Genomic DNA, 20,412 nt, shown 5'->3' on the forward strand with positions numbered 1-20,412 from the left:
TACATTTTTATGTAACCACAAAGTCTGTAGCTCTGAAAGTAAACCTTGAAAGTTTGATTTTTTGTAACAGTCGCAAATTCCTAGCCCCGATTGCAATGAAAATCCTTTTTTGCGAAAAAAGATTGCAATGGAAAGCGGGAAATAGCTCCAAAAAAAACTTATTTAAAATCTTTAGAATCTCTTATCGGTTTTCTTGCTTCCGGCCATTTTGTAACCTGCCCTTTTTCGTCAAGAGGCATTGCTCTCTTTTCCCTGCTCGTAAATTCGGGATCTTCTGACGCCATATACGCTAAAGTTGCCGTAAGAATCACGTTATTTTTCACCTCATCGAAGATTATTTTATCATAAGTATCTTTGGTTGTGTGCCATGTGTAGCCAAAATAACCCCAATTCAAAGAACCCAGACCAAACGCGGGAACTCCTGCTCCAACAAACGAAGCATGATCCGAACCTCCTCCTCCAGGCATTCCCGGAAAATCTGTTTTTACCTGATCTTTAATATTTTTTGGAGCTGCATTCAGCCATTTTCCGATGTAGTCGTAAGCATTCATAAAGCCTTGTCCGCCGATGTTCACGATTCTACCTGTTCCGTTATCCTGATTAAAAACAGCTTGTGTTCCTTTAATAATTTCAGGATTATCTGCCACAAAACCTCTCGATCCGTTCAATCCTTGCTCCTCGCTTCCCCAAAGTCCGACAACAATAGTTCTTTTATTATTAGGATAATATTTCTTCAGAATTCTCATGGTTTCAAGCATGGTAAGAACTCCCGTTCCGTTGTCTGTCGCACCTTGAGCACCGTCCCAAGAATCTAAATGTGCGGAAAGAATGACATATTCATTAGGTTTTTCCTTTCCTTTAATCACTCCGATCGTGTTGAAAGTTTTCGCTTGAGGAAGAACTTTTGAATGAGTTTCTACTTTAATTCTCGGTTTCTGGCCATTCTCAGCCATTCTGTATAACATTCCGTAATCTTCAACATCAATGTCGATCATCGGAATTTTTGTAGTTTTTGCTCCGAAAATTCTGTTTGCGCCCATAATTCCCGTCCAGTTTGAAATGGAAATTCCTGCAGCTCCGGCTTTTTCTAAAGCTTCAGGAAGCGAATTGTTATCGTAACCAATGCTTTTTACATAGTTTTGAAAATCTTTTGAAGCCTGTTCTTTTTCCTTTTTTAATTTTTCATATAATTCAGGAGTCGCAAATTCCTTGATCTGCTCATCGGAACGACCTATTTTTTGATATTGTGCGATAAGAACAATTTTACCTTTCGCAGAAGGCAGCCATTTGTCGAATTCCGCTTTTGAAGATACTTTGGGAAGGATAATCACTTCGGCTTCGATTGCTTTTCTGGTTGCAGGGCTCCATGCTAATTGTGTTGCAGACAAGCTTTTTATACGAGGATAGACCATATCCACATGCGTGATTCCTCTTTGCCAACCTTTCCAGGTTCCGAATTGCTGCAGATTGGCTTCAATATCCCAAGAACGCAGCTTATTGGCCGTCCATTCGTTTGCTGCCAACATTTCCGGAGTTCCCACCAAACGCGGTCCGATCCCATCAAGAAGATCATGAGCCATATTTTCCAATTGCGAATTGGTATTAATCTCATTCACAAAACTTTGAACAACCGGATTAAGTTTTTCCTGAGAACCTGCAGTCGTTTGAGCCAAAGAAAATTGCGTTGCCACAACTATCGCGGGCATCACAAAAAATCTGTTTATCTTCATAATTTTATTGATTGGTTTAAAGATAAACAGATTCGGTCAGAATGTAAAATAAAAGGAGGAAAATGCTTTAAAATAAAGGAAAAAGGGAATTTATGAATTGTCAATTTTTAATTCTTAATGATTAAAAAGATTCGCTAAAGAGCTACGAATCAAAGTCGATTATTGACAATACATTAAATGAATAAAAAAACCGACTTAAAAAGCCGGTTTAGGAGTAACTATTTTTTTGATTCTTCAACAGAAACTTTTCTGAAGTCTTTGAACAATTTGCTTAGTTCCAAAGCTGCTTTACGAGCTCTAGTTCCAGCTGCCTTGTTTCCTTTTTCTGCTTGTTGGTTCGCTTCAGTTGTGAAAGCTTCAAATTCTGCGTTGATTTTTTCAATTAGTTCTTTCATAATTTTTAAAATTTAGGCTGCAAATATAGGTTTTATGGTGATTCCAGCCTAATTGTGGAGAAAAAATTTGTAAGAATTAATCAAAATTTATCTTTTATTCTTCCTACAAATACGCATCTCTTTTAATTGATTGGTTTAAACTTTTATTTTTAGTCACTAAAGTTTTGTTCACTTTGGTTTTATTGGGTTAAATTATTAGTAGTAAAAACTGCACGTAAGTTTTTGAAAATCTTGACTTTCATTATAAACCTGTTTAAACATTTGGAAAAATATTTGCTGAATCTGTCGTCCTGAAAACATTCAGGCAACTCTTTCCAGACTATTTTCTAATATTATTCTCTTTCGGCAAAAACCTGGAGATATTTTTTTCAAAGTTTGTTCAGATTCCTGAAGAAAGATAAAGTTGTTGTCTTATTTCTGAAAAACTTTGGTTGCTACCAAACGGTTTGTTAAAATTTTTAAGTGTAAATAATATAGAAATCGATAGAAATAAAATTTAATTTTCTTTAAAAATAAATACGTAAAATTATTATATATTCATTCATATAATTGTTTTTAAATAATTTTTAATAAAAATATCATTTAATCTTTGTATATTTATAAAAATGTCTATTAATACTTTATAAAATAAGTTGTAAACATTACATAATTTAAAATAAATAAAATTGAAAAATGTTTATATAAGCGAAAGCGACGGACACAGCATAGAAAATATCCCGATGAAATCTATCTGCATTGCTTACTTAATTTTAGTACATCGTTTACCCAATCAATTCAAAAAACTTTTCAACGCCATCTACGATCCCTCCAATTTTTATCTTATTAATATTGATAGAAAAGCTGGTGACGAAATCGAAAAAGAGGTTACTGATTTTCTAAATAAATACCCAAATGTACGTATTCTTAAAAGTGAAAATGTAATCTGGGGAGGCTACAGCATGGTACAGGCAGAATTGGACGGGATGAAATATCTGCTGGAAATGAATGCAAAATGGGACTATTTCATTAATCTGAGCGGTCAGGATTATCCATTAAAATCGCAAAAAATAATCAAAGATTTTCTATCCGGAAACAATGGAAAAAATTACATTAAAGTTGCCGATCAGGAGAAAATAAGACCTGAAACGATGAACAGGATTGAAAATTATTTTGAGGAAACGGGAGATAAAATTTCGGATAAAACGCACAAAAGGGAGTTCATGAAAGACGTAATTCCTTATATCGGCGGACAATGGATGATCTTAACCAGAGATTGCTGCGAATTTATCAGTAATAATATAGAGGTTAAAAGATTTGAAGATTATTATCTGAATACTTTAATTGCCGATGAATCTTTCTTTCAAACCGTCTTAATGAATACTTCTTTTGACGGAATCCTGATTAATGACGATAAAAGAGCGATTATCTGGATTCCTGATGGCGATATTAAATTACGCCCCAAAACCTTCACAGAAACCGATTTGGACTTCCTACAGACCGGAAATCATCTTTTCGCACGAAAGTTTGACGACAATGTCGACAATAAAATAATTGAAGGTATTAAAATCCAATATGATATACCTTTTAAAACCTTAGTGAAAGTGGCAGATATTGGAAATCTTAGTGAAAATTTTAAGCATTTGAACTAAATCCTTATGCTCTTAATTGGAAATTTAGAAATAAAAAAAACCGCCCGAAGGCGGAATCAATATGAAGGAAATTAAACTGTTTTAATTGATTAATTAACGTCCCAGAATAATTTCGTTGTTGCTTTATCTCCACCAATTGCAGAGGCTGCAGCGCTAACATTAGCATTATTTGTAACATATTCCTGATCAGAATATGGCATTCTGTATGGAATACCACCAATATATGATGATGGCGGAGCTGTAAGTACTGGATTGTCTAATCTTCTTGTAAAATTCCAAGCAGCAAACGGATTATTCCACATAGCTACCCAACCTTCATACCCGATCGACTGTTTCCAGTTTGCAGCATTATAAGGATTAGCTGATAAATAATCTGTAACTGCCATTCCCGTTATACCATTTTCTGCCATTGAAGCGGTAACAGCATCTGCATATAGACCGGCTGCAGTTCCACCTACATTATATCCTCTTTGAGCTGCTTCGGCTTTTAGAAATAATACTTCTGTATAGCTTAATAGATTTGCAGGCGCATTTCCGGCTAAGAATGTTGGATTTACATGAGAGTTATTTGCGTAAGAATTTCCTGTTCCATACGTACCACCTGTATAGGTTGTCACGGGTGGTTTATTCTCAAAATAAGCTGCTCTTCTAGGGTCAGACTTAGCATTCATTGGGTTCACAATTACGTTTGAAGGAACGAAATCATTTCTCCCGGCTGCTACCAAATCATCAAATAATGGATTGGTAAATGTATTTCCATCAAATTTCAATGAATAAGAATCAGCCGCGGAAGCTATTACTCCTCCGCTGATAGCACTTTCTGCCACAGTTTTAGAAGTAGCAGGATCCACATCTGCAAGATTGATCGCCAATCTTAACTTTATAGAATTAGCCAATTTAATCCATTTTGTCATATCTCCTTTATACACTAAATCTTCAGGATAACCTGCCTTAGCTGGATGAATTTTTGAAACTGCTGCATCTAACCTGGAAATTAAATCTAAATAAATAGTTTTTGCATCATCATACTTAGGAGATTTAATTGTTTCTGCCTGTAAAGCTTCTTTGTAAGGTACATTTCCATAAGTATCCACAATATTTTCCCAAGTGAAAACAGACGCAATTTCCAATGTCGCCAATTTATTATCCACCACTTCAGGATCAGCATTAATTTCTGTTGGAAGATCTTTTTTAGCCTGTTCCAAAGGAGCTAATGTATAGACATACATCCTTCTGAAATGATTTCTAGGCTGGTTTCTGGTAATTAAATTATAGTTTGTTTCCTGAGTATAGGTTGTTTCAGTCCATTGTTGTATGAAAAAACGATAATTGTTAAAATTCACACTTCCTGTGTACGTATAGTAAAAACCTTGGTACATGCTTGTCGCCAACAGATTTCCGGAAGGCACACTCGATGGGTGCTTTGGATCTTCATTTAAAGAAGTGATATCGCTTTCACATGAACTCAACATGAATAACGAGGCAACAACTCCTCCTGTATATAATATTTTTTTGAAATTTTTCATCTTAAAATAGTCTTAAAGTTTTAGAATTTAAATGTAAAGTTTACTCCAATTTCTCTTGTAGTAGGCAAAGAACCAACGGACGATCCGTATGAAAATAAACCTCCCATCTGTGAAGATTCCGGATCTGCGTAAGGAAGATTTTTATGAATAATCCAAAGGTTTCTTCCTACAATAGACACTTTAGCATCGTTCATAAACGTATTAGCTATTAGGCTTTTTGGAAGAGAATAGGTAATACTTGCTTCTCTCAACTTCACGAAAGATCCGTCATATACAAATCTTTTATCCGGAACGATGGCATATCCATCATTAGGATTATTACCATACTCATTAGGATCAATTACCGCTGTATTAACCGGAGTTGTATTCACCTGACCATTTGGATTTACACCTGCTAATACCGGTATATTCGTTCTATATCCATCAACAGCTGTCTCCGGGAATAATCCACTCGCAAGTCCGTAATACATATCAGATGAAAATACATCACCACCATGACGAACATCAATTAAGAAGCTTAGTGAAAAATCTTTATATCTAAATGAGTTTCTTAAACCTCCGGTCCATTTAGCCTGAACATTTCCAATCACTTTGCCACTTTCTGTTTGGTATAATCCTGTAGCAGGATCAACCACTTTTTCTCCATTCAAATAAGCATAATCACTTCCATAAATATCACCCCATTGATTGCCAACAGAAGCCACGATAGAAGCACCACCTACTAAACTTGTTAATTGGTATACCTGCAGACCTTCGTCCAACTCAACAACTTTACTCCTGTTTCTAGCCCAGTTTGCATCTATTTCCCAAGAAAAATCTTTTGTTTTAAACGGAGTAACACCTAAATGCAATTCTATCCCTTTATTATTAATCTGTCCTGCATTAATTGCAGCTCCTAAACTTCCTGAACCAGCTGAAATATCAGGTCTGATTAACTGATCAATTGTTTTCGAGTCATAATAAGCTCCATCAAAAATAATTCGATCTCTAAAGAAATGCACTTCTGTACCAAATTCAAACTCTTTAGAACGTTGAGGCTTTAAATTTTCATTATTTAAAATAGTTTGTGGTCTGTAAATATTAACATTTCCATTACCCGTATTAAAATATCCGGCTGTATAGTACGTATAATTTAATTGATATGAATCTGCAGTTCCTCCAACTTCCGCATAATTCCCTCTTATTTTCCAGAAATTCATAATAGATTTGTCAGATTTTAAGAGTTCTGATAAAATTAATGATCCGGCAACAGACGCGTATGTAAATTTATTATTTTCTTTAGGAAGCGTGGAAACTAACATCTCTTCTTATAGTTCCGTCTAAATAAAACATTTTATTAAAATCAAATGAAGCGGTAGCATATAAACTATTCGTTTGTGTTGTTGCTTCAAACTCAACAGGATTCAAAAGCGGAGCCTTAGAATTATCCAATGAATAATATCCTGGCTTAATTAGCCCACCTTCAGTAGATGCTTCAATGGTACTTTGATAGTTTCTTCTTACATTTCCCCCTGCAATACCACTTAAATTCAACCAAGATGTTAAATCATATTTATAATTAGCAAAAACATCATAATTGGTTTCATTTTTTTTCAGATCATATCTGTGATATCCGGAACCTACAGATTTGCCAGATACCCCAAAATTCTGTGGATAAGAGCCGGGAGCAAGTCTTCTTTCAAAAACCAAATTCGTATTATCATAGCTTACCTTACCTGTAATATTCACATGATCATCAACATCATATGTTAACTGTGCATATGAGAAAGTTCTGGTTCTGTCATCCGTAGAGTAGTTCTGATAACGTTGGAAATATGGATTATTCCAGAATGCAGGTACTCCATTTCCGGCACTTTTTCTATTCCACGTTACATTTCCATAGTTATTTGCCAGTGTTGGATTACTTACATTATTAAAATAAGCATCTTTTAAAGATACCAGATCAACATTCGTTTGCCACCACTGTCTAAATCCTCCAACAACATTATCATTATAACCTGTTTCCGTTCTACCTGTTGTTCCCTGAAGAGTCAAGGTTGAATAAACAGTCGCATGTAACTTAGGATTTAAATCATAATTAATCTTTGTAGATAAAGTGTTTTTTCTTAAATCTGAATTTGGTAACAGACCGTTAGAAAGATTGTTGTCATACGTTAAATTAAAATTAAACCCTTTATTTCCTTTAGATAATGAAATAGAGTTAACGAACGACATTGGGGTTTCAAAAAACTTAAGAGGACCGTTTTTAGAAGCTACCCAAGGAGTTGCTTTATTGTAATTTGGTGATGTTGGATCAAAAGAATCCCATTGATACACTGATAGATTAGGATTAAATTCTGGTCCCCAAGAAGCATCCTCTCCGAAATTAGCATAATCAATTCCGTCCGGCGCACTTCCATAATAGAATGAAGGATCGTATCCTCCTCCATATTTTGTCTGATATTTTGTAAAAGTAGATTTGTCGATAAACCCTGCCTGTACAGAGGAAGATAAAGTAACACCCCAAGATTTATCATCTTTTCCTCTACCGTTTTTAGTTGTGATAACTATTACCCCATTAAGACCTCTTTCTCCATATAAAGCAGAAGCTGCTGCTCCTTTTAAAACATTTACGGATGCAATATCCTCTTGATTAATATCTGATAAAGCATTTCCCAAATCATATCCTCCATTTTGAGTTCCAAAAGAAGTTACAGAATTATCAACCGGTGATCCGTCTATTACTATTAATGGATTAGTTCCATTTATAGATTTTATACCACGAATAACCAGATTAGCAGAACCGCCAAAGTTGGAAGTAGTATTCACATTAAGACCTGCCACTTTACCGGAAAGTTGAGAAGCAATGTTTCCTGTATTTGTTGTCCCATCGAATAGTTTATCTGCTTTTACCTCTTGAGATGCGTAACCCAGAGATTTTTTTTCTCTTTTAATACCCAGTGCAGTTACTACCACACCTTCGATATCTTGTGTTTTTAGTGTATCGCTCTTCTTTTGCTGAGCCTCTGCCACAGCTAGGGATGAAGATAATACTAGTGCAAGTATACCCGTTGTTAATTTCTTCATATCAAACTAAAATTTTGCTTGAGACAAAGTTGTAAAACTTTCTTAAACTGACAAAGAAAAAAAGGTTAAAATTAACGAATATTCAAAAAAACAGAACAAAAATAAGAATATGATAAGATAAATATGTTAAAACGTATACTTTTAACAAAAATGATTTATCTACACAAACACAACATTACATATAATCCAGTTTTTAACAATTGATATTTTCTATGGATAATTTTAAATATTATATATAACATAGCAAATTTTCTTGTTGATCTTCAGTTGATTAGAACTATAAAATTAGTTTTGGATGGATTTGATTATAGAAATCTCATCTAAAACAAATTATGCTATGCATACAAGTTTTTAATACATTTTATGTTAAAATAAAAAACTACTCCAAGATATAATCACTTTTTATGTTTCAAAATCTTCCTAAAATTCTTTAAATAAAAAAGCCCCTAAAAAGGGGCTAAAATGAGATCGTAAACACGTAATGTTATTTTACAATTTATTTCTAAGGCTTCCAAAAAATCCATTGCTGCCGTTAAAAACAGCTAGTCTGCACCTGTTTTGTTGGTATAAACCATCATTCCTAGAGAAGGACTAAGAATGTTCTGCACATCATTCACGATAAATAAAACCTTGATTTGATTGTAGATTCTAAAAGAAATTCAGGTAGACAAAAAGAATTAAATTTATAAATATCAGATTTTTCTAATAAATTAGTTTTAATTAAAACCAATTTTCATTATATTTGTTATTGTAGGTTAACCACATAAAGATTTCATTGAGCCTTTTATTGTTAATTTCGTTTCATTTACATTCCTCATTATTTAAAGTATGTCTTCAAAACAAAATAACATATCAGAATTAGCATTAGAATTAGGTCTTGCGATGGGAGAAATGAAAAACCGTTTGCGACAGAAAATTCAGGCAAAAATTAATGAGTACGATCCTACTCTTTCTTTTGAACTCATCGAAATTCTGGGACTTCTTTCGCGTAATGACGGCATCAACCAGCAGGAAATTGGCAACAAAGTAAGCAAAGACAAATCGAGCATTACGTATCTGATTAACAGTCTTGTAAAACGTGAACTGGTTCAGCGCGTTGAAAATAAAGAGGACAGAAGAAACAAGCAGATCTTTTTGACTGATAAAGGAAAACAAATTGTAGAAACAGTTTATCCTTGGGCATTGGAACTTTATAAAAAAGCGGCGGGTGATTTTAACCAAACCGAAATAAAAAACGCCCTTCTTTTAGCAAAAAAAATGACAACAAATCTCGAATAACTAAGTTTTAAATTAATTCAATATGAGAACAATACTGGTACCGGTAGATTTTACCTCCACTACAGAAAATGCCGTAAAAGTCGCTGCACAATGGGCAAAACAATATGAATACACCCATATTATTCTTTTAAAAACCTCTGAAGAATCGGAATTTGATTATCTCCATATGGCGGAAGGTCATTCGTTTGTAAATGAAGAAAGCATCAACAGCCTTTTGGAAAAAACAGAACTCCGATTGAATGAATTAACTCATATTATTACTGAAAAATCACCCGAAATAAAAGTTTCAAAAGCAATCAGCGAGTGGACGCTTACAAGAAGTATCAATGATCTGTTAAGCGATCAACCTTCGATAGAACTGATTATTTTAGGCAGTGACGATCAGGCAGTTTCCAGTGATAGCTTGGTTTCGGAAAACATTATTGGTATTGCCAGAACAAGTCCGGTGAAGATATTAGTTGTTCCTAATGGTTATCATTACAGCACCATAAAAAACATCCTTATTCCGTGTGATGTAGACAGTATAGCCAAATTAGACCGACTCTTCCACCATAAATCTATTATCCAACAGCAGGATGTACAATTGATGTTTTTGAATATCCATACAAAAGAAAGCAACGATACTATAGAGCTAAAAAAGGTTGAGATTGAGGAATATATTCATCAAAACCTAACCGAAATACCAAGTAAAATCTATTATTCTTACGATAAAAACATTATCAATGGAATTCTGACTTTCGCGTCATCCAACGAAACCGATCTTATCATTGCTTTACCCGGCAAACACAGTTTCCTGTATTATTTAACGAGCACGAGTATTTCAGAAGGGATTTATCAGAATGTTAATCAGCCTGTTTTAATATTGAAATAGACAACATTATCTATAAGATTGATTTAATATTTTTAAATAAAACTTTCTTAATCCAAAACACATTTTCATAATAGTAATAGACCATAGATATATTGACGTTTCTTGTTTTGAAAGGTTCAGAAAATGGTATGTCGAATTTTTCAGGAATTTCAATTTTAAAATTGTAATTTTTGATATTGATTTCATATATTCTTATTTGTTTTATCTTTGATAATGCGCAATCGATTACATAAATAATTATTAAATTTTATAATACCGACAGTGCAGGATAATTTTTAATCTTAATTATTTTAGATTGCGATACATAAAGAAAATTATTTAAAGATAGCAGTCTTATAAACTAAACAATGCTCTACCATTATGAAAAAATATGCTTTATTCTTTCTTTTACTATTACTATCAATTCCTTTTTCGGCTCAATATAAACCATGGACTTCAGCACAGCAACCTTTAAAAGAGATTGATGCACTGAAAAAACAGATTGTAAAACCCAATTTTAGAAAAAAAGATTATCTCATTACAGATTTTGGGGCAATTGGTGACGGAAAAACAAAAAATACTGAAGCATTTAAGAAAGCTATTGAAAAATGTAATGCAGAAGGTGGAGGAAGGGTTGTCGTTCCCAAAGGAGTTTTCCTGACGGGTGCTATTTATTTAAAATCTAATGTGAATCTTTATGTAAGTGAAGGTTCTACCATTTTATTTAGCCAAGACAGCAACGACTACCCGATCGTTTTCACAAGATGGGAAGGAATGGAATGCATGAATTATTCATCATTAATTTACGCTTATGAAGAAGAAAATATCGCCGTAACCGGAAAAGGAACGTTAGACGGAAATTCTGATAACGACCATTGGTGGTTTTGGTGTGGAGCCAAACAATATGGCTACGACGAATCTCGTCCGGGAAGACAAAATCCGGCACGCGCTAAACTTCACGAATATATGGCTCAGAGAAAACCTGCAAGAGAAAGAATTTTTGGGGACGGATATTATTTAAGACCCAATTTCGTTCAGCCTTATAAATGTAAAAACTTCTGGATGGCAGATGTTCAGGTAAAAAATTCTCCAATGTGGAATTTGAATCCTGTCCTTTGCGAAAATGTTTTAATTGAAAGAGTAAAAGTAATCAGTCACGGTCCGAATAACGACGGTTGCGATCCTGAAGCGTGTAAAAATGTCTGGATTAAAGACTGTTATTTCGACACAGGCGACGATTGTATCGCTATAAAATCAGGAAGAGATGAAGACGGAAGAGATATCGGAAAACCTGCCGAAAATCACATCATCGAAAACTGCGAAATGAAAGACGGACATGGCGGTGTTGTGATCGGAAGCGAAATTGCAGGTGGAGCAAAAAATATCTACGCCATCGGAAACGTGATGGACAGCAAAAATCTTGACCGAGCTTTAAGAATTAAAACAAGCTCAAGCCGTGGAGGAATTATCGAAAACGTATTTTTCTACAACACAAAAGTTGGTGCTTATAAAGAAGCCGCAGTACGTTTCAATATGCATTATGAAAAACCGGGAAATTTTATTCCAATCATCAGAAATATTTGGGTTGAAAATTTAACGGTAGAAAAAGGCGGAAAATATGCCGTTCTTTCTGATGCTTATGAATCTTCTCCAGTAACAGATTTCACGATGATTAATGCAAAAATGAATGGCGTTGAAATTCCATACAAAGTGGATTTCCTGAAAAATGTGACGTTGAAAAATGTAACCGTTAACGGAAAACCTTTAACCAATTTTAAATAAAATGCGAAGAAAATCCATTTTAGTCGGCTTAATTATTTTGTCTGCTCCTTCGCTTTCATTTTCCCAGTCTAAACATTGGCAGGGAAACGAAAGAGAACTGCATTACAAAGAAGACAAAGGCGATTTTTTATTGATTAATGGAAAATACCGATTCAACCGTGCTTTGTATGGAGATAATCGTGCTTCGCGAGTGGAAGCAGGAGATTTGCCGGAATTCGCTTTATATCTTCCCGGAATGGGAGGAAATCTTCAATTCGTTATTCAGAAAGGAAATTCTATTAAAAAATTAATTCAGGCTGATAAAATTGAAACTCGTTATCGCCCTGGATCGATGCTTTATACGATTAAAGATCCGATTCTTGGAAATGGAAGTTTAAAACTGACAGTTTTAGCCCAATCAAAAGAAGAAGGTTTGGTTTTAAAAATGGAAACCGAAAATGTAGATTCTTCAACAAAGATCTATGCCGTTTATGGCGGTGCAAGCGGAACAACATTCAGCAGAAACGGCGACATTGGCGCAGATCCGGAATCTGGGTTTTATTTACTTCCTGAATATTGCACAAACAACAAGTTTCAAATCAATAAAAACCAATTCGAACTTACTTATTTAAACAAGAAAAAAGAAAATCAGTTCATCAACGGAAGTTTTTCAAATGCCAATTCATTACAATTGACCGATGCAAAAACGTTGGAAAAATTATCTGATTTTACTCAAAATAAAACCGAACAATCACCAATAATTTACGCAGCTTATTCTGCACAAAAAAATCCTGTTTATATTCAAATTAAAAAAGGAAAATCAGATAAAAACTTTTCAGATCAACAACTTGCAGCCATTTTTAACGAAGCTGAGCAAACTCGATTAACATTAACAAATCGGGTTCAGTTAAAAACTCCTGATTCAGATTTAAATAATTTTGGAGCAACTTTAGCTGTTGCTGCAGACGGAATTTGGGAAAGTCCTACTTTTATGCACGGCGCTGTTGCTTGGAGAATGAGGTTAAATGCGTGGCGTGGAGCTTATGCAGCCGATGTTTTGAGTTGGCACGACAGAGCAAAAGAACATTTTGAAAGCTATTCAAATTCTCAGGTTTTAAAGCCGGATTCCGCGCCTGTTGAGATGGATACGCTGTTGCATTTGGCAAGACACGCAGAAAAAATGGGAACTTCGGTATTTTCCAGCGGATATATTTCGAGAAATCCCAATGACAATACGAAACCGCATCATTACGATATGAATCTGGTATTTTTTGATCAGATGTTTTCGCATTTTAATTATACCGGAGATATTGAATTTTTAAAGAAAATGTGGCCGACAATGGTACGTCACATGGATTGGGAAAAGCGAAATTTCAAACGTGGCGATCTTTATGATGCGTATGCTGCGATTTGGGCAAGTGATGCGCTTCAATATTCAGGTGGAAAAGTCACTCATACTTCGGCTTATAATTACAGAGCCAATCGTGAAATGGCGAAACTGGCGAAAATTATTGGCGAAGATTCCACTCCTTACGAAAAAGAAGCCGAATCTATTTTAAAAGCAATGAAAAGTCAGCTTTGGATTAAAAAGAATGGGTATTTCGCTGAATTTAAAGATGCTTTAGGCAATCAAATCGTTCATGATCAGCCTGCAATCTGGTCGATTTATCATGTTTCGGATGCATTTATTTTGGATGAATTTGAAGATTATCAAAATACACAATACATTAATAACAACATCCCAAAAATTCCGGTAACGGTAAAGGGAGGAGTTGATAAAAACTATTATACACTTTCGACAACAAACTGGCAACCGTACGATTGGTCGCTCAACAATGTGGCTTTAGCTGAAAACTTACAGACGGCTTTAGCGTATTGGCAATCAGGAAGAAATGACGATGCCTACAGACTTTGGAAAGGAAATCTTGCCGAAAGTATGTACTACGGAATCAGCCCGGGGAATTTTGAACAATTATCACATTATGACGCTTTTCGAGGTGAATTGTACAGAGATTTTGCCGATCCGATCGGCGTTGCATCAAGAACTTTAACGGAAGGACTGTTTGGTGTTTATCCAAAATTATTAGAAAATAAAATCAATATAAAACCGGGATTTCCCAAAGACTGGAATTTTGCAGAACTGAAACTTCCGGATTGGGAATTTAAGTTTAATAGAAATTCTAAAAAAACGAATTATTGGTTTAAATCAAACTTTGCAAATCCTGTTTCGCTTGATTTGTTGATTCCTGTAAATCATACTCAAATAAAATCGGTAACTGTAAATGGTAAAAAAGCAGATTGGACGATACAACCGAATTCTATTTTGCAGCCTTTTGTTAAGTTAGAAACAGAAAAAGCAAAAGAATTCACTGTTGAAATTACATATTCCGGAGATGAATTAAAAAGTGATAAGACAGATTATATCAATTATATTTCTGAAAATCTTCAATTGAATTTAGATCCAAAAAAGAAAATCAGTCAAATCTACGATCCGCAGGAATTGGTAAAAACCCGAAACGGAAATCAATTTGATTTAATTAAAGAAGAAAGAAAGGGAACTTTTTTCGTTCAATTGGAACAAAATGCAACGAAATGGTGGCAACCTATAAATGTCGATAATCAATATCCTTTACAAATTAAATGGGCGAATAAAAAACTACAAATTCAGTCAAAATCATCAAATCCGATTAATGGAAAATTGAATATTAATGGTTTAAATAAAAATTTTTCAGTTCAGAAAAATCAATCTACATCAATTGAAATTCCGACAAATATTTTAAGCAAAGGAACAAATTCTGTTGTTCTTGAATATAACGGAATCAAACAAAATGTAGAAATTACAGATTGGGAAATTGACAACAAAGGTGAATTTAATACCGTTTCATTGCAATCAAAATATAATGAAAAAGTAACCCAAATTTTCAATCAAAAATATCTTTCACCAAGATTGAATGTTCCTACTCTACAGCTTCCGTGGCAAGGAATCGGAAATTGGTGCTATCCATTAATCACGACCCAAATCGACGACAGCGGATTGATGGCAAATCGTAAAAATGGAAAACTAGAATATTTAGGAATTCCTTTTTTAATCGATAATTCGGATAAAAATATTGTCTTTACGAGTCAATGGGATAATTTTCCGAAATCGGTTGAAATTCCGTTGACAGGAAAAGGAAAAAAAATCTATTTTCTGATGGCGGGTTCTACCAATCCGATGCAGTCGCAGATTACAAATGGAGCGATTACCGTTCAATATTCTGATGGTTCACACACAGAATTAGAACTAAAAAACCCTATCAATTGGTGGCCGATTGAACAGGATTTGTTGGATGATAATTTTGCTTTTGAAATTCCGGATGATAAAATTCCGTATCGTGTAAAATTGAAAACTGGAGAATTGTACAAAGGTGGAAGTTTAACCAAATATTCAGGCATAAAAGGATTCACAGACCGCGCTGTAGAGGGCGGTGCAGCGACTATTCTGGATTTGCCGATTGACTCAAACAAAGAATTAAAATCAATAAAATTAACAGCAGTGAGCAACGATGTCGTCATCGGATTGATGAGCGCCACCGTTTTGAAATAAAATAATTAAAAAGCTTTTTACCACAAAAGCTTCAAAAGAAATGTTTGAAAATAAAGTACTACAAAAGTTTACAAAATGAAAATATTATTCTACTATTTTGTCTCCTTTTGAATATCTATTCACACTAAAATCTTTTGATCCTTTTATGGTTAAAAAATAAAATAAATTTAAAAATGAAGAAATTAGCACTATATCTAAGTCTTTTTCTAATAGGATTTTCTACGGTAAATGCCCAGAAAATTGACCGTAAAAAGGTTGTTCAGCGACATAATATTGTCAATACAAAAGCTGATACTTTGGCTTCTTTAACGGTTGGTAACGGAAAATTTGCTTACACCGTTGATATTACCGGAATGCAGTCATTTCCGGAATATTACAAGAAAGGCGTTTCTCTGGGAACTCAGTCTGAATGGGGTTGGGACAGCTTTCCGAATACTCAAAATTATAAATTTGAGGAGACACTGAAAGCTTATGATTTCAATAATGACGGACGTAAAGCGTTGTACAGCACACAGCTAAAATCGCCTGAACGAAACAAAGAAGCTGTAGAATATTTCCGTGTGAACCAACACCGTTTGCAGTTGGGAAATATCGGACTTGAATTGCTTAAAAAAGACGGTCAGAAGGCAAAAATTTCAGATTTAACAAACATTAATCAAAAAATTGATCTTTGGACAGGAATTATAACAAGTGAATTTTCGCTTGACGGAAACTCCTATTAAAGTCTGGACTGCCTCTTTTCAAAATTCCGATAAAATTGGAGTTAAAATTGAATCGGATTTGATTTCTCAAAACAGATTAAAAGTTTTCGCACGCTACCCTTCTCCGACAGGACAATTTTTGGACGACGCGGCTTTTTACGGAAATGAAAACGATCATTCTACAAAAATTATTTCATCAAATCAAACTCAAGGATTGATTCAGCATAAGTTACAAAGCACTGATTATTATACTCAGTTTTATTTTACAGATGGAAAATTGCGTGAAGCCGGAAAACATTATTTCGTTTACGAACCTTCTTCTAAAACCAAAACCATAGAATTAAGTGCTGAGTTTTCAGCTAAAAATCCAAAAAGCAGCAAGACATTATTTGCTGATGCAGAAAAAGAAAGCACTTCAGGATGGGAATCTTTCTGGAAAAGCGGTGCAGCCGTTGATTTTGAAGGAAGTACAGATCCAAGAGCTACTGAACTAGAACGCAGAGTTGTATTGTCAGAATATTTAACAAAAGTACAGTGTGGAGGAAGCAATCCGCCACAGGAAACGGGGTTGACATTCAACAGTTGGTACGGAAAACCACACACAGAAATGCATTGGTGGCACGGCGTTCATTATGCGTTATGGGGAAGACCTGAGATTTTGGAAAAACAATTGGATTATTATTTCAGATCGTTTGACAAAGCAAAAAAATTAGCCGAAAGACAAGGTTACAAAGGCGTAAGATGGATCAAAATGTCTGATAATGACGGAAATGAAAGTCCGTCTTCTGTTGCCGCATTTTTGATTTGGGAACAACCGCATCTTATATATATGACCGAACTTTTGTATCGCGACAAAAAGGATAAAAAAGTCTTGGAAAAATATAAAGATCTGATTTTTGCAACCGCAGATTTTATGGCAGATTTTGCTACTTATGACAAAGAAAAAAACCGTTATAATCTGGGTAAAGGTGTGATTCCTGCACAAGAAGTTTTCCCTGCGAAAGACACTTACAACCCGACTTATGAAGTGGCATATTGGGATTGGGCATTAAGAACAGCTCAACAATGGAAAGAAAGATTAGGACAGCCGAGAGATAAAAAATGGGATGATGTCATCTCTAAATTGGCTCCGCTTCCGGTTCAGGATGGTGTTTATCTGTCGACCGAATCTGCAAAAGATTCATTTACATTTCCAAAATGGATGACCGATCACCCTGCAGTTTTGGGAGCGTTGGGAATGGTTCCTGAATCTCCGAAATTGGATAAAAAAATAATGAAAAATACACTCGATATCGTTTGGAAAAGATGGAGTTGGGAAAATACTTGGGGTTGGGATTTCCCGATGACGGCAATGAATGCTGCAAGATTAGGACTTCCGAACCAAGCGTTGGATGCACTTTTCATGAAAATTCAAACCAATACTTATCTGAAAGACGGTCATAATTATCAGGATGGACGTTTGAGAATCTATCTCCCAGGAAACGGCGGAACTTTAGCAGCAGTTGCAATGATGCTTGAAGGTTGGGACGCTTCGACAGGACAATTTCCTGGCTTTCCGAAAGATGGGACTTGGAAAATAAAAGCAGAAGGTTTCAAAAAGATGCCTTAAAAAATACTTACATTCATATATTACTGAGGTCTGTCGGAAACGGCAGGCTTTTTTTTGCTTTATATTTAATCGTTGGTAAATCGCAAAGACGTAACTTATATTTGAATACTGTTTTAAGGCGCAAAGATTTTATCTGCGACAAAATTTGTGCGTTGATTTGCTTGTGCTTTAAAGATAAATCTTTATGTTTTTAAAAGTGAAAATACTACATTTTAATTTTAGGCTAAGAAAATGGTGTTTTTTATCATTCTGATTAAAATAAAAATTAAAATATAATTAACTGTAAATAATAAAGTTACACAATTTTCAATCATTAAAGAAAATCAAAATTAAGTTCATAGAAATTTTGTAACTTGTGTTCGACCGTTACACCACTTTTTGATTAATATTTTCGTTAACTGAAATAATATCTCGTACCTGAAATCATGTCAGAAACATTAGAAATAAATATCAACGAAAACTCCAGAGTCCCTAAATACAAACAGATTGTAGATTCTATTCTCAATGGAATTGATGGAGGACAAATAAAAATTGGAGAAAAAATCCCTTCCATCAATGAGCTCAGCGAATCTTGTTTTCTTTCAAGAGATACTGTGGAAAAAGCATATAAAGAGCTTAGGAAAAGGCAAATTATTGAATCTGTAAAAGGGAAAGGTTATTATATTTCGCGTATCAATAAAAATGATATCATTAATATTTTCTTCCTGATCAACAAACCGAGTACCTATAAAATGATGATTTACAATTATTTCGTCAATGCCATCGGTACTAAAGGAAATGTTGAAATGTATATTTATCACTGTGATGAAACGCTTTTCATTAATTCGTTAAAAAAGAATCTGGGAGGATTTGATTATTATGTAATTATGCCCCATTTTCGAGATGACCAGTCTAAACACACCAGTTCAACACAGGAAGTTTTAGATATGATTGAACAAATTCCTAAAAATAAACTCTTATTGTTAGATAATACAAAACCTAACATTTCCGGTGAATACGGTTCTATTTTTCAGGATTTCGAACATGATATTTACAATGCACTAGAGGAAGGTTTAGACAAAATAAAGAAATACGAAAAGATCATTTTGGTCTATCCGGATAAATCTATTCACCCGTATCCTTTCCGTATTGTACGCGGTTTTGAGAATTTTTGTAGAGATTTTAAACTGGATTATGAGATTCTCGACGAAATTTATCCCGACATGGAATTGCAGGAAAAAGATATCTTCATCACAATCCGGGAACGCGATCTGGTGAATTTGGTGAAGCAAATCAGACAGAAAAATCTGAAATTGGGCGAAGACATCGGAATTATTTCCTACAACGAAACTCCACTGAAAGAATTGCTTGGAATTACCGTAATTACTACAGATTTTAAAGCCATGGGAGAATCTGCAGCCTATATGATTTTAAAAAATAAAAAGGAATCGGTGAATAATGTTTTTAAATTTATTCAAAGGGATTCTTTATAAATTATCATTTTTTTTAGCGCAAAAATTCTATTTATTGCTATTTTAAAGAAACAAGAGCGCAATCGATTGCATTGATTTTTTAAATTAAATCTTTGCGTTTAAAAGTGAAACAGGTTTTCAAATTCATAAAATCTATATAAAGTTTATTATTAAAAATATCTTATTTAATTATGATTAAAAAATTAATTTTTGCCATGACTTTTTTAATGGCACTTTCTGTATTCGGGCAGAAAAAAAATGATAAAGATGCGGTAACTGATGCTGCAGAAAAGCTGAGATTAGCAATGATCAGCGGTGAAAAATCAGCATTGGAATCTTTAATTTTACCTGAATTAACGTATGGTCATTCAAGCGGAAATATTCAAAATGCCAAAGAGTTTGTAGAAACATTGGTTACAAAAAAATCAGATTTTTTAACGATTGACATTACGAATCAAAACATACAAATCGTCGGAAACACAGCAATTCTTCGTCATCATTTGTATGCAACCACTGCTGATCTTGGAAAAGATCCGGGTGAGGTGAGTTTGGATATTATTTTGGTTTGGACAAAGGTTAAAAAGGATTGGAAATTGTTGGCGAGACAGGCAGTGAAATCTGGAAAGTAAAAATAAATTTTCAATTATAATAAACAAAATTCGCAAGGTTATCTTTGCGAATTTTTATTTTGAAAGTGTTGATGTTTTTTAACGCAAAGTCTTATTTATCATTCTAAATATTTTAAGTGAGCAAAGAATGGAATCAATAAATTGATTCTGATTAAGCCAGCTTCATCAGCAACTTGTTGCACTACTTTGCTTCCTTACATAA

At 34.3% G+C, this 20,412-nt stretch carries 14 protein-coding genes; 9 read left to right on the forward strand and 5 right to left on the reverse strand.

Annotated features, from left to right (window positions below; all coding sequences use genetic code 11):
• Window positions 1-158: 158 nt before the first annotated feature.
• Together J3D55_RS14980 and J3D55_RS14985 are read right to left on the reverse strand one after the other, a co-directional pair.
• On the reverse strand, window positions 159-1,730 hold the full coding sequence (locus J3D55_RS14980; RefSeq protein ID WP_259132304.1) for a M20/M25/M40 family metallo-hydrolase: 1,572 nt from the start codon (window positions 1,728-1,730) through the stop codon (window positions 159-161).
• Window positions 1,731-1,948: 218 nt separating this feature from the next.
• The gene (locus J3D55_RS14985; RefSeq protein ID WP_027381692.1) at window positions 1,949-2,125 is read right to left on the reverse strand and encodes a BF3379 family histone-like protein; all 177 of its coding nucleotides are present in this window, start codon (window positions 2,123-2,125) and stop codon (window positions 1,949-1,951) included.
• Between the two features lie 665 nt (window positions 2,126-2,790).
• On the opposite strand from J3D55_RS14985, the gene J3D55_RS14990 reads away from it, so the two are divergent.
• On the forward strand, window positions 2,791-3,753 hold the full coding sequence (locus J3D55_RS14990; RefSeq protein WP_259132305.1) for a beta-1,6-N-acetylglucosaminyltransferase: 963 nt from the start codon (window positions 2,791-2,793) through the stop codon (window positions 3,751-3,753).
• 89 nt (window positions 3,754-3,842) lie between these two features.
• Here the strand turns inward: J3D55_RS14990 and J3D55_RS14995 are convergent, their stop codons facing one another.
• The 3 genes from J3D55_RS14995 to J3D55_RS15005 are packed head-to-tail and all read right to left on the reverse strand — an operon-like array spanning window position 3,843 to window position 8,345.
• A complete protein-coding gene (locus tag J3D55_RS14995; protein ID WP_259132306.1) occupies window positions 3,843-5,279 on the reverse strand; it encodes a SusD/RagB family nutrient-binding outer membrane lipoprotein in 1,437 nt (478 codons plus the stop codon).
• 20 nt (window positions 5,280-5,299) lie between these two features.
• On the reverse strand, window positions 5,300-6,580 hold the full coding sequence (locus tag J3D55_RS15000; protein WP_259132307.1) for a SusC/RagA family TonB-linked outer membrane protein: 1,281 nt from the start codon (window positions 6,578-6,580) through the stop codon (window positions 5,300-5,302).
• Window positions 6,558-8,345 (reverse strand): TonB-dependent receptor plug domain-containing protein, encoded by a 1,788-nt coding sequence (locus J3D55_RS15005; RefSeq protein ID WP_259132308.1) that lies wholly within the window; start codon window positions 8,343-8,345, stop codon window positions 6,558-6,560. Before J3D55_RS15005 ends, J3D55_RS15000 begins: the two co-directional genes overlap by 23 nt.
• A gap of 828 nt (window positions 8,346-9,173) precedes the next feature.
• On the opposite strand from J3D55_RS15005, the gene J3D55_RS15010 reads away from it, so the two are divergent.
• The 8 genes from J3D55_RS15010 (at window position 9,174) to J3D55_RS15045 (ending at window position 20,210) form a co-directional block, all read left to right on the forward strand.
• On the forward strand, window positions 9,174-9,623 hold the full coding sequence (locus J3D55_RS15010; RefSeq protein WP_259132309.1) for a MarR family winged helix-turn-helix transcriptional regulator: 450 nt from the start codon (window positions 9,174-9,176) through the stop codon (window positions 9,621-9,623).
• Window positions 9,624-9,645: 22 nt separating this feature from the next.
• Complete coding sequence (locus J3D55_RS15015) at window positions 9,646-10,494, forward strand: universal stress protein (protein WP_259132310.1); 849 nt, start codon at window positions 9,646-9,648, stop codon at window positions 10,492-10,494.
• A 360-nt stretch (window positions 10,495-10,854) separates the two neighbouring features.
• Window positions 10,855-12,255 carry a glycoside hydrolase family 28 protein gene (locus tag J3D55_RS15020; protein ID WP_259132311.1) on the forward strand — a complete coding sequence of 467 codons (1,401 nt, stop codon included), beginning with the start codon at window positions 10,855-10,857 and terminating at the stop codon, window positions 12,253-12,255.
• A gap of 1 nt (window position 12,256) precedes the next feature.
• Window positions 12,257-15,820 carry a DUF4450 domain-containing protein gene (locus J3D55_RS15025; RefSeq protein ID WP_259132312.1) on the forward strand — a complete coding sequence of 1,188 codons (3,564 nt, stop codon included), beginning with the start codon at window positions 12,257-12,259 and terminating at the stop codon, window positions 15,818-15,820.
• A gap of 173 nt (window positions 15,821-15,993) precedes the next feature.
• On the forward strand, window positions 15,994-16,542 hold the full coding sequence (locus J3D55_RS15030) for a hypothetical protein (RefSeq protein ID WP_259132313.1): 549 nt from the start codon (window positions 15,994-15,996) through the stop codon (window positions 16,540-16,542).
• Entirely contained in the window at window positions 16,511-18,130 is a 1,620-nt protein-coding gene (locus J3D55_RS15035; protein ID WP_259132314.1) for a hypothetical protein, read from the forward strand. Before J3D55_RS15030 ends, J3D55_RS15035 begins: the two co-directional genes overlap by 32 nt.
• A 425-nt stretch (window positions 18,131-18,555) precedes the next feature.
• Window positions 18,556-19,602, forward strand: a complete 1,047-nt coding sequence (locus tag J3D55_RS15040) for a GntR family transcriptional regulator (protein ID WP_259132315.1) — start codon at window positions 18,556-18,558, stop codon at window positions 19,600-19,602.
• 170 nt (window positions 19,603-19,772) lie between these two features.
• Window positions 19,773-20,210, forward strand: a complete 438-nt coding sequence (locus tag J3D55_RS15045) for a nuclear transport factor 2 family protein (protein WP_259132316.1) — start codon at window positions 19,773-19,775, stop codon at window positions 20,208-20,210.
• Window positions 20,211-20,412: the final 202 nt, after the last annotated feature.

It is taken from the genome of Chryseobacterium ginsenosidimutans (assembly GCF_024807225.1).
Classification (GTDB): domain Bacteria; phylum Bacteroidota; class Bacteroidia; order Flavobacteriales; family Weeksellaceae; genus Chryseobacterium; species Chryseobacterium ginsenosidimutans.